Origin of the sequence: Cyclobacterium jeungdonense, assembly GCF_010994275.1 — a bacterium.
Classification (GTDB): domain Bacteria; phylum Bacteroidota; class Bacteroidia; order Cytophagales; family Cyclobacteriaceae; genus Cyclobacterium; species Cyclobacterium jeungdonense.
Genome location: NZ_WMCD01000001.1, coordinates 855,126 through 870,307, shown reverse-complemented (window position 1 = coordinate 870,307; position 15,182 = coordinate 855,126). Strand labels below are relative to the sequence as shown.

General features: G+C 42.0%; 11 protein-coding genes and 1 tRNA gene. 6 read left to right on the top strand and 6 right to left on the bottom strand.

Going from position 1 to position 15,182, the window contains the following annotated elements:
- Window positions 1–26 precede the first annotated feature (26 nt).
- Window positions 27–1,895 carry a M23 family metallopeptidase gene (locus tag GKS34_RS03350; RefSeq protein WP_240459175.1) on the bottom strand — a complete coding sequence of 623 codons (1,869 nt, stop codon included), beginning with the start codon at window positions 1,893–1,895 and terminating at the stop codon, window positions 27–29.
- Window positions 1,882–2,493, bottom strand: coding sequence for a fumarylacetoacetate hydrolase family protein (locus tag GKS34_RS03345; protein ID WP_163383380.1), 612 nt, complete (start codon window positions 2,491–2,493; stop codon window positions 1,882–1,884). The genes GKS34_RS03350 and GKS34_RS03345 overlap by 14 nt, the downstream gene beginning before the upstream one ends.
- Before the next feature lie 250 nt (window positions 2,494–2,743).
- Here GKS34_RS03345 and GKS34_RS03340 point away from each other — a divergent pair.
- Window positions 2,744–2,832 (top strand) — tRNA-Ser (locus GKS34_RS03340).
- Between the two features lie 255 nt (window positions 2,833–3,087).
- Window positions 3,088–5,532 (top strand): zinc-dependent metalloprotease, encoded by a 2,445-nt coding sequence (locus GKS34_RS03335; RefSeq protein ID WP_163383379.1) that lies wholly within the window; start codon window positions 3,088–3,090, stop codon window positions 5,530–5,532.
- A 141-nt stretch (window positions 5,533–5,673) separates the two neighbouring features.
- On the opposite strand, the gene GKS34_RS03330 is transcribed toward GKS34_RS03335, so the two are convergent.
- The 3 genes from GKS34_RS03330 to GKS34_RS03320 form a co-directional block, all read right to left on the bottom strand.
- On the bottom strand, window positions 5,674–6,129 hold the full coding sequence (locus GKS34_RS03330) for a hypothetical protein (protein WP_163383378.1): 456 nt from the start codon (window positions 6,127–6,129) through the stop codon (window positions 5,674–5,676).
- Between the two features lie 537 nt (window positions 6,130–6,666).
- A complete protein-coding gene (locus tag GKS34_RS03325; protein ID WP_205602012.1) occupies window positions 6,667–7,128 on the bottom strand; it encodes a hypothetical protein in 462 nt (153 codons plus the stop codon).
- Window positions 7,129–7,358: 230 nt separating this feature from the next.
- Window positions 7,359–7,634, bottom strand: a complete 276-nt coding sequence (locus tag GKS34_RS03320; protein WP_163383377.1) for a hypothetical protein — start codon at window positions 7,632–7,634, stop codon at window positions 7,359–7,361.
- Window positions 7,635–7,784: 150 nt separating this feature from the next.
- On the opposite strand from GKS34_RS03320, the gene GKS34_RS03315 reads away from it, so the two are divergent.
- The 3 genes from GKS34_RS03315 to GKS34_RS03305 all read left to right on the top strand — a co-directional run bounded on the left by GKS34_RS03315 (window position 7,785) and on the right by GKS34_RS03305 (window position 11,468).
- A complete protein-coding gene (locus GKS34_RS03315; RefSeq protein WP_163383376.1) occupies window positions 7,785–9,320 on the top strand; it encodes an FG-GAP repeat domain-containing protein in 1,536 nt (511 codons plus the stop codon).
- A 284-nt stretch (window positions 9,321–9,604) separates the two neighbouring features.
- Window positions 9,605–10,696 (top strand): AI-2E family transporter, encoded by a 1,092-nt coding sequence (locus GKS34_RS03310; RefSeq protein ID WP_163383375.1) that lies wholly within the window; start codon window positions 9,605–9,607, stop codon window positions 10,694–10,696.
- A gap of 169 nt (window positions 10,697–10,865) precedes the next feature.
- Window positions 10,866–11,468 (top strand): DUF4136 domain-containing protein, encoded by a 603-nt coding sequence (locus GKS34_RS03305; RefSeq protein WP_163383374.1) that lies wholly within the window; start codon window positions 10,866–10,868, stop codon window positions 11,466–11,468.
- Between the two features lie 251 nt (window positions 11,469–11,719).
- Here GKS34_RS03305 and GKS34_RS03300 read toward each other — a convergent pair whose 3' ends face one another.
- Window positions 11,720–14,200: a cation-translocating P-type ATPase gene (locus GKS34_RS03300; protein ID WP_163383373.1), complete on the bottom strand. Its 2,481-nt coding sequence runs from the start codon at window positions 14,198–14,200 to the stop codon at window positions 11,720–11,722.
- Window positions 14,201–14,644: 444 nt separating this feature from the next.
- Here GKS34_RS03300 and GKS34_RS23670 point away from each other — a divergent pair, with 444 nt between their 5' ends.
- Entirely contained in the window at window positions 14,645–15,178 is a 534-nt protein-coding gene (locus tag GKS34_RS23670; protein WP_317167952.1) for an MBL fold metallo-hydrolase, read from the top strand.
- The last annotated feature ends 4 nt before the right edge of the window (window positions 15,179–15,182 follow it).

Here is a 15,182-nt window from a genome sequence, read left to right as displayed (position 1 = left end):
TTGCAAGTTCCAAATATCGGAATAAATTAAATTTTTCCCTTATAAATGGCCTCGTTATTTGCCTGGTCCCGGACTTTTAAAAGAACGACTCCTTCCAGTACCTTTCCATCAGGCTCGTCCGACCAGATCAGGGATTGCTTGTGTTCATATCGCATTTGGATCCATTCCCCGTCGACCCAGGCATTGAAATCCTGAATACCGGACAAATCATCCCGAATAACAAAGCGCAAACCCCTGCTGCTAACACGGATGGGCCGGATAGAAGGAGCGAGGGAATCGGTGGCCAGCACAAACCTTCCGAAATTCCGGGTATGGAAACCAATCCGGTTACCCTCCCATGCGCCACCTTCAAAACGCTTGTAGCCATTCTCATACAATCGGTACATATGGGTCTGGTTTTTATTACCTTGAAAGCCCGGGAAATGGGCATTTACTTCCATGGAATGCCATAAATACGTGTAGGGGTCGTTAATGGCGACTCCGGGAAAGCCTTCGTACTCGAAAGCTTGTAAGCGAAGGTAGAGGTCATCCAGCAGGGTTTCTTTTTCAAAAAAAATACTTACCTGTCCGTCGTTATAATGGATTTCTTTTCCAGCGGGAATAATGGCATTTACCTCAGGGATAAGCATCTCGGAACAAAGGTCCACGGAGTCCGGAACTCCAAGGCGCATGTCCCAAAGATAGGTGCGCTTGTTGGTGCCCTGATAGGCATAAGGGATTTCCATGCTGTACCCGTGTACGTAAAATTTCGCCAGACTTCCCTGATCACTGATAGGAGTATTGATGACTAACTGGTTTTCAACGTAATCCATGGATTGCCTGCCAGAAGTGCCATTGTAGCTTCCCAAAAGTTTGGGGGCATCTTCTCCCAGAAAGTTGAGGACCAGATCTGTTTCGTTTTGATAGGCATCTTCCAGCCGGACCCTGATGTCTTTGGATTCCCCAGGCAAGGCTGAAATGGCCCCGCTGTACGCAGAATCGGGCTCGTAAAATTCAAATTTATTGGCGGGCAACTTATACAAGCGGGTGTAGCGATTGCGGTAGGTGTGAAGCAGAATATGTCGCCCCAGTAAAAAATCAACCCCATTGACCTCGGAACGGAACCGTCGCTGCTCCTCCTCATAAATTTCGAAAATAGGAAAGCCGTTTCGATTGTACATTTCATCCAATTGGTCGTAAGCCCAAATCTCGATCCCTACCTTCCCGGATATGCGAATGGTCCGGGGAACCCGAAAAGCTCCGCTGCTATAAATCAGGGAAAATTCCTGTCGCTGAAACTCCCCGTTTACCCGGCTATCCCCGTCCAGGGGGGTGATGGCCACCCGCCGCACGATGGGAGAGGTGCTGTCCTTTATTTCTGTAAAGCCCGCATGCAGCGGGTCAATGGCCCGGTCCAGCGAATCCCGGATCTCAAAATGCAAATGCGGACCTCCCGAGCTGCCAGTATTTCCGGAATAGGCGATGACATCTCCCTGCTTGACGGCAAGAAGTCCGGGTTCCGGAAAATACTCATAATCATTTTGTTCGGCCTCGTACATCTTGGCCTGCATGGCACTGGCAATGGGCTCTTCCAGCTCCCGGAGGTGGGCGTACACGGTAGAACTTCCGTTGGGATGCTTGATGTACACCACGTTTCCATATCCAAAGGAGGAGATTTTGATGCGCGACACGTACCCGTCCGCGGCGGCATACACCGGCAAGCCCTGACGGCCTTCGGTTTTGATGTCCAAACCGGTATGGAAGTGATTGGGCCGGATCTCACTCATGTTGCCGGCAAGGAAATTTTGTTTGCCGGGTTTGATGGGAAAAAGGTAGTAGTTTTTTGCCGTTTGCGAAAGCAAGGCAATACCGGAAAATAACAGTAAAAGAAAAAGTAGGGGTTTATTTAACTTCAAAGTCTAGTAATTTTTCTTGCTCCACATAAGCCTCCAACCGATCCCCAATGGCTACTTTTCCGACACCGGCGGGGGTACCGGTAAAAATCAGATCTCCTGTTTTAAGCGTAAAAAACTGCGATACATAAGCCAAAATCACATCAAAAGGAAAAATCAACAGGGAAGTATTGCCGGTTTGCCGGCGTTCTCCATTCACATCCAGGTGAAAATTAATATCGGCTACATTGGGGAAATTGGCAATCGGTCTAAATTCTCCTACAGGAGCCGAGCCGTTAAAGGCCTTGGCAATTTCCCAAGGCAGGCCTTTTTCCTTGCATTTTCGCTGCAGGTCCCGGGCGGTAAAATCAATGCCAATACCGATTTCATCGTAATAGGTATGTGCAAACTTTTTGTTAATGTACTTGCCTTCTTTTTTGATTTTCAATACCAATTCCACTTCGTGGTGAATGTCCTCCGAAAACTCCGGATGGTAAAAAGGGGCGTTGTGTTTTAGCAACGCCGTATCCGGTTTGAGAAAAACCACCGGTTCGGTAGGCTTTTCATTTTGGAGTTCTTCTATATGTGCGGCGTAGTTACGGCCGATGGCGATTATTTTCATGGGTAGCACGTGTATCGGGTGCAAAGAAAGGCATATTCGCCCGATTTCAAAAGCGGGATTACGTGATTGGTTGTATTTGAAAAAAAAGTGGGTAGGGGATAGGCTACTGGCTTAAAATCGATTAGAGGTGCAGGCCCAAAAAAATGCAGATTTTTAGAGAATTCGTTTTGTTAAATTGGGGAATATTGGTTTATATTTGCATCGTTGTTTGCCAGTAGGGCGAAGAATTTGAAAATAAGTCAAGCCAATTAGAGAGTTGGGTGAGTGGCTTAAACCAGCAGTTTGCTAAACTGTCGTACGCTTAACAGCGTACCGGGGGTTCGAATCCCCCACTCTCTACGAATAACCCCATTTAAAGCTGAAACAAGGCTTTTTATGGGGTTTTTTATTTTTAGCGTTTAGGAAAAATAATTGCCACACGGTCCATGACTGCCCAAGCTGATATCAAACTGAGGGTAGAAAAAAGGACCATTTTGACCCATCTTTTTAATCAATTTCAGGGCAATTCGATAATTCTGCTGTTTTCCATTTAGGCAATGCTTCTGCCCTCTCAATTATATTTATATTTTTGCTACCTCCTAAAATCAAGACAAAATGAAAAATATTGTTTCAAGTATCGTATTGATAGGGCTGGTAATGTCTGTTCAAACGGGGTACAGCCAAAAGAAAAAGAATAAAAATAGGGAAGAAAACATCCCTGTAACAACTGATAATTCAAGCCAAAGGGATTCATCTTTTAAAGAATACTCAAACGTAATTACTTCATTGGCAATTTCTGACGAAGGTATTTTTACAGTCCATAAGGTCGAATCGGAATATTATTATGAAATTCCCTTCGCTCAGTTTGGGAATGATATGCTCTGGGTAACCCGGATTTCAAAAATACCCGATGGTTTCGGTGGTGGTTATGTGAATGCCGGTTCAAAAACAAATGAGCAAGTGGTCCAATGGTCCAGAGTGAATAACGCCATTTTACTTCGCTCCATTTCCTATTCCAATGTCGCCAATGACAGTTTGCCCATTCACCATTCCATCATAGCCAATAACAACCATCCGATTATAGAGTCTTTCAAAATTGAAGCTTTTAATCCAGATTCTTCAGCGGTAGTCATTTCGGTAAACAATCTATTTTTAGCCGATAATAGGGCAATCAGTGGCGTTTCTGAAAGCATGCGTCAACAATACAAGGTAAAGGCCCTGGAAAAAAACAGGAGTTTTATTAATAGGATGGCAAGTTATCCGGAGAATGTTGAAGTTAGGCATGAAATGACCTATTCTGCATCTGAGCCACCTTCGAATAGTAAGACGGGTACCATTTCTTTGGAGGTGAGTCAATCCATGTATTTACTACCGGAAACACCTATGCAGCCCAGATTGTATGATAAAAGAGTAGGTTGGTTTACCCTCAGTCAGGTGGATTATGGGTCGGATGCCCTTAAGGCGGACAAAAAGACCTATATAAGGCGTTGGAGATTGGAACCAAAGGATCCTGAAGCTTATGCCAGAGGTGAATTAGTGGAACCGGTAAAACCGATCATATACTACCTTGATCCCGCTACACCCGACCGATGGAAGCCCTTTTTTATACAGGGCGTTGAAGATTGGCAAGCAGCCTTTGAAGTAGCCGGTTTTAAGAATGCCATCATTGCAAAAGAGGCGCCTACGCCAGAAGAAGATCCCAACTGGAGCCCGGAGGATGCACGCTTTTCAACGATACGTTACATTGCAACGACTACAAGAAACGCAATGGGTCCTAGTGTGAGTGATCCTCGTTCTGGTGAAATTATTGAAAGTGACATTGTATGGTACCACAATCACATTCGTTCTTACAGAAATCGATACCTACTTGAAACGGGAGCAGCTAACCCGCTTGCGAGAACATTGAATACACCCGAGGCAGAAATAGGCGAAATGATGAGAATGGTGATCGCTCATGAAGTGGGACACGCCCTTGGCCTGCCGCATAATATGAAAGCGAGCTATTCCTATCCAACTGACTCTTTACGCTCGGCAACATTCACGCAAAAATGGGGATTGGCAGCTTCTATTATGGACTATACCCGGTATAATTATGTTGCACAACCTGGGGATGAGGGTGTGCGCTGGGTGCGAATGCTCGGACCTTATGATAAATATGCAATTAACTGGGGATACAGGGTAATCAGTGGTGTGGAGTCAGCAGAGGATGAAAAAGTTACGCTGAATAAATGGATAAGTGATAAGGCGGGCGACGCGCGCTATCTTTTCGGTAGCTATAACGCATATGATCCAAGTTCACAGACTGAATCGGTAGGAAACGATCCAATTAAAGCCAGTAGCTATGGACTTTCTAACCTCAAAATTGTAGCAAAAAATCTAAAAGAATGGACGAGCACTCCTGGTGAGGCCTATGACGATCTTGACGAACTATACGGAGAACTGTTAAGTGTTTGGTCTCGATATGCCGGACATGTGAATATGCTAATAGGTGGCATTTATCAGGAATACAAAACCACCGATCAGTCGGGTGTTGTCTATTCGCATATAGAAAAAAACCAGCAGCAAGAGGCCCTGAAATTCATTAATAAAAATGTATTTGTGACGCCCGACTGGCTTTTACAGGATGACATATTGCAAAACATTGAAGCTTCGGGTGCATTGGCCAAAGTCAGAAGCCTACAATCGGGACAGTTAAGCAGTCTGCTGCAAGAGGGCAAAATGAAGAGAATGATTGAAAATGAAGCATTAAATGGAAATGAGGCGTACACCCTATCATCTATGCTTTCAGAATTGAGAAAGGGGATATGGTCGGAACTTTCAGACACTAAAAACATTGACGCTTTTAGGAGAAACTTACAGCGGGAGCATGTAATAAGGCTGGAAAAGTTAATGATAAATGATGCCAAAAACCGATCGGATATTAGTGCCTTGGTCAGAGTTGAATTAAAGGAAATTCAAAAGGCTGCCAGGTCTGCTGCGCACAGATATGGATCCGACTTAATGAAAGCGCATTTGCAAGACATTGACGCCTTGGTTGATTCTATATTGGATGAAGATTAAGCATACTTAATCTTGCGATCCGGATAGGTTGCTCAAAATGTGCAAATAGGACCTCTCTTCCAACTAATTGCTGTCAAAAGCCGCCTGGTTAGCATTGACATCTTGGTCAGTATAGGCTATTATTTTTGACGATGCACTTGTTTACTCGACAACAAACCCTTCCCGGATTTCAGGGTGTCTGATTTCACCGCCGGTTGTCCCGGTTTCTTTCCCGAAATACAGCACCACTAGCGCAAATAGCAAAACAGCGATAGAGAGATAATTGGCAAAGGATTTTTCTTTCCAGCTTGCCCAAAAACCGATGATTGACAATATTCCCAAACCATAAGAAAGGTAGGCAAACGTCTCTGCAACCTCCTCGTGGGCCTCAATGTACTCTTCTTCGATACCCGGAAGATTTTCGACGATATCTTCAGCATCTTCTCCTGTGCCGAATGCGGGAAGGGTGAATAGAGCCCCAAGAATAAACAATCCAAAAGCAGTTTTTTTAAGGATTTCCGACTTGAGAAAAAATCCGGCTATCAGAATAAGTATTCCGATGATAGGGATTATGATCGGGAAATGGTTGAGGACGAGGTGGAGATGTGCTGAGTTCATGGTTTCGTTTTTTTTAAGTTACAAATTATTTCCAGAAGTTTTTATTTTCACCCCCAGAAAAATAAGTCAAAATAGATCAGGATCACATGGAACATTCATCTAAAGCAATTGGGAAAAACGATAGTATAAAGATCAACATATAGTCTTAAGATTTGCTTAAGATAGACTTAATTAAATCTTACATTTATGTTAGGTTTCGGGTTGAGCTGATTCTCGGATATTTTTTGCCTGGTTTTCTATACAATTATATAGGCACAGTTTTTCTTGCCGAAAAGCAAGAATATTGTTTGCAACGGTACGGGGTATATAAGCTCCTAAGTGGAAGGTTAGATTTAGGATAACATTAGCTAAAGGCCATTTAAAACGGTATCCTGAGGCTTTCGTTCTTTTATGCAGCCAGAGGAAAGGAGGGTGTAGTGGGTACGGTACCCCGTCGGCCATATGCCGCAAGGTTTTGGCAGGTAAACAAGAAAAAACCCACATCAAATTTGTATTTTGATGTGGGCGAGAAAGGTTTGTCGACTTTCTGCGAGAAGGTTACTTTTTAGCCAGTAGCACTTCTGTATGGATAGCTACTTCACTCCTGGTTTTGCTGATACCATCAGTACCGGTATGCAATGCTTCACAGGCTTTATTGATGGAAGCCACGGCTCCCAACGCATCCCAATTGGCCAGTTCCATTACACCATCAAAAATAAATTTGGTGTCGTTAACGGTGGAATAGGTCAGCGGAATGGTCTCGGTCTGTCCACTTAGCGTTACATCAATGGAACATTGATTATCAGCTCCTACCTTAAATACCCCAGAAATCAACTCCGTATTTTCCAGCGCTCCAAAGAAAAATTCCAGGATTTTCGGATCCCTGGTTCCTGTCGGATCGTTGGAAAACAAACTGCTGACTGGAATGCTGAATTCCGTGCCATCCATGGCTTCCAATGTGGTGTCCCCGGATCCAAAATTAGAAATGGTAATTTCGTTAAATTTGCCGCCAACGGGCACTTTGTCCGTGGTTTTATAGGCTACAAAGCTTACCTTGGTGGAATCTCGTATGCGTTATAATCATCCCTCCGTGGGTCGCTTGCGTCATGCTCGATTTCATGTAGTAAGCATTTGAGTTTAATGAAGGTGAATTTCTATAAAAAGACAAATAATCGATTATTTCTTATGATTTGAAAATGGCTGGGAAAACGGAGGGTGCAACCATACCCTACACTTGGCCGGGAAATTGACTACCGCTTTGATTTTCTACCTCTTTTGCCGGAATACAAGAATTCCAGCAATTGTACCATTTGAGAAGCCTCCGATTTGGTAATTCCCATATCATTCAGTTCCTCCATCGCGGTTTCCTTGAGGTTTATGAGTTCAATGGATTTACCTGATTTCTTAGCAGCATAAGCAGCTTCAATAGTGGAATAAATGTTTCCATCATTATCACAGTGAACAATGACATCATCTGATTTCAGTAAATCCGAATAAGCTTCAATGAATTCTTGTAATTCGGTCATGGTTTGATTTTTAAATAACATCCGAAAATACGCCTTGCGCTCATTAAATTCAAACAATCATTTAAAAATTAACTTCCGGAACTAGAAAAAAAACTAACTTTCATAATCGGAAGAATTGTATCGTAAAAAAGAATTTTATTGAATTGAGAAATGGCGCTAATCCGTAAAGGGCTTACCATTGGGTTTTTTATTTCGCAGTGCAGCTTTACCGTTCAGGCACAAGCTGATCGTTTGCTAAAAGGAAGGGTTTTGGCCGAAAGCTACTGCGCTAGCTGTCATGCTTATCCATCGCCTTCCCTTTTACCAAAAGGGGTATGGAAAAACCAGGTCTTGCCGCAGATGGCCGCGTTGATGGGAGATCAGGCGGCTCAGGATAGCCTGGGTGTTTGGGAGGATAAAACGGAGGAAGAGATTGCCGTCCAGAAAAAGCTGGGGGTATACCCGTCATTTTCACAAGTTAGCACCGATGACTTTCAGGCGATAATCGATTTTTACGTTGCCGAAGCTCCAAATGCCTTACTCCCTCAAAAAACGAAAGAAAGCCCTGAACCCCTTCATCACTTTACAGCAAAGAAGCTATTCATTGAAGGCATTAAAAGTCCAAAAACCAGTCTGGTGGCGATCAATGAAGAAAGAAGGGAACTCTTTATTTCAGATGCTACTACCAATCAGCTTTATGTAAAAGATCGAAACGATGAGCTTTTTACACTTCCTTCGATAAATAGTCCGGCTATACACTTTATCAAGAAAGCTCCGAACGTTTATAATTTCATTACCATTGGCTCCATAGCCCCAAGTGATCTTTCTCAAGGTGCGGTTTATGAAATGGACTTAATGGCCAACGCCTGGAACAGGGTTATAGATCAGCTAGGGAGGCCTGTATATGGTATTTGGGAAGACCTTGAAAAGGATGGGAAAGCCGATTTCCTAATTTGTAACTATGGCCATAATGGAGGAAACCTTTCCATCTATAGGGACGGGGATTTTTCATCCACTCCGATTCAGCTTGGCGGAGCGGGCGCCAGGAAAATAGAAATAGGTGACATTAACCGGGACGGAAAACCCGATATCGTGGCACTTTTTTGCCAGGGTAGGGAACGGGTATCCGTTTTTTACAATAAGGGAAACGGACAATTCGATAACGAGCAAGTTTTGCTTTCCTTTTCGCCTGTAATGGGTTCCAGCTATTTTGAATTGCAAGACCTTAATGCAGACGGAGAATTGGACCTGCTTATAAGCAATGGGGATAATTGGGATTACTCTTCCGTACCCAAACCATACCATGGCTTCCGTATTTATGAAAACAGGGGAAATGGAGTATTTGAAGAAGCCTGGTTTTATCCACAGTATGGCGCAGCAAAAGCAATGGCTTTAGACTTTGATGAAGATGGGGATTTAGACCTGGCGACGATCGCATTTTATGATGAGCTTGAAAACCCGGAACAGCAATTCCTTTTTTTTGAAAATAAGGGCAAGCTAATTTTTACACCCAAAGTCATCCCTGAGGCTGCCTTAGGAAAATGGTTAACCATGGATGTGGGAGATATAGACGGTGATGGAGACCAGGATATCGTATTGGGCTCCTATGCCCACAATACCCTAGAGTATACAAAACTTCTTATTCGAGGCATCGACGAAGTCCCCAATGTGTTGATATTGGAAAATAATCGCTATCAAAAAGAGTAATTCCGGCTCCAATTCGGGGTATTTTTTTACCCACCCAATTAGGAGATGGCCACTACTCATGACTTCTGGAATAACGAATTTCACTGCGAAGGTTCGCTAGGGGACTAATTGTTCAAATCCTATTCATGGAACGGTAAAAGAAAATACCTGGATATTTTTTGGGGAATCTTTCTTGCAGTGAATTGGCATTAAAAGAGGAATTGTTACCTATGAAATTCATCCAAATAGCCAACCTTTTTATATCAACCACTGCTCAAAAAGTTTATAACCTTATTAAACCACCTATGAAGGATAAAAAAGAAGAAGAAGCGTCAACACCTTCAAATCGAACGGATACTACCTCTTTTACAGAGAAAGTGCTTATCTCAGCAGGAATTATTATACCCATAATTCTCATTCTATGGTTATTCGGAGTGGCATTTAAAGTCCTGCTACTAATTCTTGCGGCCGGTTTGGTTGCCGCTTTATTCAGAGGAATAGCGGATTATATACACAGGTACGTAAAAATTCCAATGGGATGGTCCTTGTTGGTTTCGGTGCTTTTGGTTATTGGTTTTTTTGCACTTGCTGGCTTTCTGATAGCCCCCCAAGTGGGAGATCAGGTAAATCAATTAGCCGAGAAATTTCCAGAAACGGTACAGAGTGCCAGGGACCAGTTAAACCAGAGCAAGCAAGGTAGAAAATTGTTGGATCAGATTCCTGAAGATCCCCAAAAGTGGCTACAGGAAAAAAGCGGGGTGCTTAAACAGTCTATGGGAGTTTTCTCAGCCACTTTTGGAGTTCTTACTGATCTGTATATTATTTTCTTCATCGGCATGTTTATCATGGCCCAACCTGAGCCTTATCAGAAAGGAATTGTCAGTCTGGTGCCCATTCCCAATCGGGAAAGAGCCCAGGAAGTATTGGATAAGCTTGGCATCACTTTACAAAGATGGATTGCCGGCAAACTGTTTTCTATGTTAGTAGTCGCCGTATTAACCTCCCTTGGTTTATGGTTGTTAGGCGTTCCGCTTGCCCTGGCTCTGGGATTTATTGCAGGTCTCTTAGCATTTGTTCCGAATTTTGGGCCTTTAGTGGCTTTGATTCCCGCCGTTTTGGTGGGGTTAATGGAGGGACCTTCTACCGCCTTGTACGTAGTCCTATTGTATATTGGAATTCAGGCGGTGGAGAGTAATCTGATCACGCCCTTAGTGCAGAAACAAATGGTTTACCTGCCCCCTGCGGTGCTCCTGATAGGGCAGGTGTTGTTAGGCATATTAGTGGGGGGATTGGGATTGATTCTCGCTACCCCCATTATTGCCATTGTAATGGTACTCGTCAAAATGTTATATGTAGAAAACGTATTGGGGGACAGCCCTTCAGGAGAGGGGGAATAAGACAGCGACTGGTTTTTGGCACAAAATTGGGGATAATTTATATGAGAAATAAAAATAGTAGGATTTAATGAATATTAATTAATTTGATATCTACATTATTGAATAATATTATTATATCTACCTTTTTTATTAATACATATTTAATTTTAATACTTAAAACTAAGTTACCATGAAAAATTTAATGAAAACTTTCCTGTTAAGTGTGACAACAATCGTTTTTTTCGGTTGCGCCTCTCAGGGTACTTTGAGTGTGGGGGCAGATCAAAAAATTGACAATGATATTGCTGACTTTAGGACTTTTAACTGGGTATCGGATGAAGGACTAATGCCCAGTACCCAGGTATTTTTAGGGTCTCAGAGTGCCCTAATTTTCCACCAGGAAACAAGCAGAAGCAGGTTAAAAGATGCCATAGAGACCCAGCTTACGGCAAAAGGTTTTATAAAGGATACTAACAATCCAGACATGCTTGTCAATTACACCGTTTTAGAGGAAGCTGACCAATTAAGGACCTATACCCGGGAAGGACACTCTTATTTATGGGAAGGACCAGTTGAGCGGGATGTTGAAATGGTGAATGTAGATCCCGGAACTGTTCTGCTTAATTTTATTAATGCAGAATCAGGAGTACAAGTTTGGCAGGGATTTGCTTCCGGAGCATTGGAAGAAAGTGATATCAGGAGTGAACAGGCAATTCAATCTAAAGTAGAAGCCATATTCAACCGATTTGATTTTAGTGCATTTACAGTCAATACGGAGCGCGCTTCCAGATAAACAACCAGACTAAATCGATATTAAAAACAGTTTCTAAGGTAGCTTACCCCTAAAAGCGGGTAGCTGCCTTTTTTTAGGTCCACCTACACAGCAATTTTGAAGATGACCGAATATTTAGGGAAAGAGCTGCAAAGACTAATTTTCTTCATTTTTAGCCTTCACCGGGAAAAAAACTCCCCAAAATGTAACCTTTTTTGGAATAGCAGCTTTCCTGTATTGAGAATTCCGTTATTTTATGATTTTATTTTCTATCAATGATTTCTTCTTCGCCATGCCTTCCATACCTCTATCCAGAAAACCCCCACAAAGGATACCGCTAGTGCTGTTAAAATCAGTTCAAACCTGACATTCACAAAATCAAAAACAGATTGAATGGAGGGAACAACCAGGATTAATAGCAGTAATAGGATCGAAATTCCTAATATCAAGGGGATTAATTTATTGGGATATTTGATTGTTTTCAGAATAGAGTAATAAAAAGACCTGTTCACCAAAGTCAAAAAAACATTGCTCAAGACCAATGTGGTGAAAATAATGGTTCGGACAATCTCAATATTTTCTCCGGAAATCATCAGGTAATAACCCAAGCCTAAGCTGGCTGCGGTAATCATTAATCCTTGTATCACACTCAGGGAAAGTTCAGCCCATGAGAAGAAAGTCTGTGACATTTTTCTTGGTGGATTGTCCATGGAATTTGGCTCTATGGGCTCATTTTCAAACACAATAGAACAGGTAGGTCCCATAATCAATTCAAGAAAAATAACATGAATCGGTGTGAAAATCAAAGTGAATTCCCAGTCGAAAACCAATGGCAGTAAGACCACGAGAATAATCGGAATGTGGATGGATATGATATATTGAATGGCTTTTTTGAGGTTTTCATAGATTCTTCTTCCCAATGCCACTGCCTCGGTCATGTGACTTAGGTCATCATCCATCAATACCAGTGCTGCGGAACTCTTGGCTACTTCACTTCCCCTTTTCCCCATGGCAATACCGATATGCGCTGCTTTAAGTGCTGGCCCGTCATTTACACCATCGCCTGTCATAGCCACCACTTCTCCATTTTGTTTAAGTGCCTCTACTATCTTGAGCTTTGCCTCCGGGAACATTCGTGCAAAAATGTCGGTTTCTTTCACCTTTTGCTGAAGTTCTGCTTTACTCAAGCCCATCACTTCCTCACCTGTCAATACTTTTGTTGTCGATCTCAGTCCGATTTGGCTGGCTATGGCAGATGCGGTTTGGGCGTAATCTCCTGTAATCATTTTTACTTCGATGCCCGCTTTGTAAAAGTTTTTTAATACCTCTCCGATATTCTTTTTTGGAGGATCATAAAAAGCAACCAAACCCAAAAACTCAAATTCGAATTCTTCCTGGGTTTTAGGATAAGTCCTAATACCGGGATCGGCTCTACCTACTGCTAAGACTCTGTAGCCTTTTGAAGTGAAACCCTCCATCTGCTCCAAAATCTTTTCCGTTTCCGAATCAGATAATTTGCTATGTTCTATTATGCCTTCCACACTGCCTTTGACAGCAATGATTTTTTCACCATTTCCCATTTGAAAAATGTGCGTCATCATTGGAGGCTTCCCACTGAGTGGGTATTCGTGCAGCATTTTTGCCGACTTCCTTTCATCGACTGGCGTCAACTTTTCATAAACTGCATGGATGGATTTTTCCATGGGGTCGAAGGGTTGAATTTCTGATGACCAAAGCGCATATTTTAATGTCTGATTAAAAACAGGATTTTCTTTGGTAAAATCCTGAAGACTTTCAGTTTTCAAATCATATATCGCCCGGAGTTCCATCCGGTTTTCTGTAAGCGTACCTGTTTTATCGGTACAGATGACAGAGGCCGTTCCCAAAGTTTCTACGGTGTAGGGACTACGGGTAATGACTTTGTTTTTATAAAGTCTATAGGCTCCCAAAGCCATAAAAGTGCTAAAAGCTACGGGAATTTCTTCCGGTAATACAGACATTGCCAAAGTAAGTCCATGAAGCAGGGCACTCAGGATATCATAGGAGTTAAAATAATTGATTGCCCATACGAGAAGAAAAGCAATCGCCCCAAATATGACCATTGATCGTACAAAGCTCTTAATTTGGATCTGCAAAGGTGTTTTAGTCTCTTCGATTTCTCCTAAACGGGTACCTATTTTCCCCAGCTCGGTCTTTGTTCCAACTGCGCTGACTTCGGCAACACAATTTCCTGCATCGACTGTAGTACCTTGAAAAATCAAAGGTGATTCTGAAAGCTGGTCTTTGGATACAGAAAGGGACTCGCCCGTAAGGATGCTTTCATTGACCGAAAAATCATGCGCTTCAATTATTTTAGCGTCTGCAGGAATCATATCTCCATCTTCAACCAGAAACAAGTCTTTTACAACTATTTCCTCTGTAGGAATCTTAGTGATTTCACCGTTCCTGTATACTTTTGCTTGAGGTCTGGAGAGCTTTTTAAGCGCGTTGACTGCGTTCCGGCTTTTATTTTCCTGAAAAATGGATATTCCTGAAACCAGTCCTATGGCCACCAACATGATAATGCCCTCGGTAGTCTCCCTAAGAGTAAAGTAAATGGAGGAGGTTACAATCAAAATGATAAACAAAGGCTCTTTGATTATCTCAAGTAAAATTTCCCAAATAGGGTTTTGGGTTTTGCCTCCGACTTTATTGCTCCCAAAGGACTTTCGGTTGGTATTTACTTCCTGATCACTAAGGCCTGTATATTTCATGATTTTTGAAAAATAATTAAGAAAATAAATTTACTCTATCGATCAATTAATTAAACAAAAACTCCTAAGGTATTTTTTATAAAAAATAATATTTTTTTTATAATATTATTTAAATTTCAGCAACCAGTTTATCAATCCTCCAAATCCACAACAAACCCCGGTCCTATTTCTGGGTGTTTGATTTAACTTACTTCTAAAGTACCAATTGTTTTGTTGAGTATAACTATTTCGATGCCGGAGACGCAGATTACAAATAGTAGAGGTTTCCGAAACTTTTCACAAGAAAATCAGTATCAAGGAATTTGCCAAAGCAGATAAAGGAAGGGAAATTCACATTTAGGATGGCGTAGAATTTGCAATTAATGGACTTAATCAAAAGGTGGAAATTTATTTATAATTACAGAAGTAAGTAAAAGAATCTTTAATAATAAACCCCTATAGAATATGTATTTCGAATTGGTATATGACAAAAGTTTGGCCCAGGCAAGTTATGTTATTGGTTGCCAAAAAGCTGGAATAGCAGCGATAATTGAGCCAAAAAGAGATGTGGATACCTATCTGCAAATTGCTGCGGAAAATAACTTCAAAATAACCCACATTATAGAAACGCATATTAATGCAGATTTCCTGTGTGGCTCCCGAGAGTTAGCCGAGCTTACTGGAGCAGAACTTTTTCTTTCAGATGAAGGTGACGAAGATTGGAAATATGAATTTCCGCATAACAAATTAAAAAATGGTGATATTATTAAAGTAGGTAAACTTTCCATTGATGTTATTCATACGCCCGGACATACACCGGAACATTTGAGCTTTTTATTGACCGATCATCCAGCGACAGACAAACCCTCCATGTTATTTACAGGTGATTTTGTATTTGTTGGCGATGTGGGAAGGCCAGACTTGTTAGAGCAGGCATGGACAAGATTCAAGGGTATATCACGCCTGAACAACTTTCCACTTTTGAAAAAGAGAACTTAAATTC

Bases quoted from the DNA above. Each gene is read 5' to 3' on its own strand.
- GKS34_RS03305 (WP_163383374.1), top strand. From the start codon at position 10,866: ATGAAAAATTTAATGAAAACTTTCCTGTTAAGTGTGACAACAATCGTT.
- GKS34_RS03315 (WP_163383376.1), top strand. From the start codon at position 7,785: ATGGCGCTAATCCGTAAAGGGCTTACCATTGGGTTTTTTATTTCGCAG.
- GKS34_RS03330 (WP_163383378.1), bottom strand. From the start codon at position 6,129: ATGAACTCAGCACATCTCCACCTCGTCCTCAACCATTTCCCGATCATA.
- GKS34_RS03335 (WP_163383379.1), top strand. From the start codon at position 3,088: ATGAAAAATATTGTTTCAAGTATCGTATTGATAGGGCTGGTAATGTCT.
- GKS34_RS03300 (WP_163383373.1), bottom strand. From the start codon at position 14,200: ATGAAATATACAGGCCTTAGTGATCAGGAAGTAAATACCAACCGAAAG.
- GKS34_RS03310 (WP_163383375.1), top strand. From the start codon at position 9,605: ATGAAGGATAAAAAAGAAGAAGAAGCGTCAACACCTTCAAATCGAACG.
- GKS34_RS03345 (WP_163383380.1), bottom strand. From the start codon at position 2,493: ATGAAAATAATCGCCATCGGCCGTAACTACGCCGCACATATAGAAGAA.
- GKS34_RS23670 (WP_317167952.1), top strand. From the start codon at position 14,645: ATGTATTTCGAATTGGTATATGACAAAAGTTTGGCCCAGGCAAGTTAT.
- GKS34_RS03320 (WP_163383377.1), bottom strand. From the start codon at position 7,634: ATGACCGAATTACAAGAATTCATTGAAGCTTATTCGGATTTACTGAAA.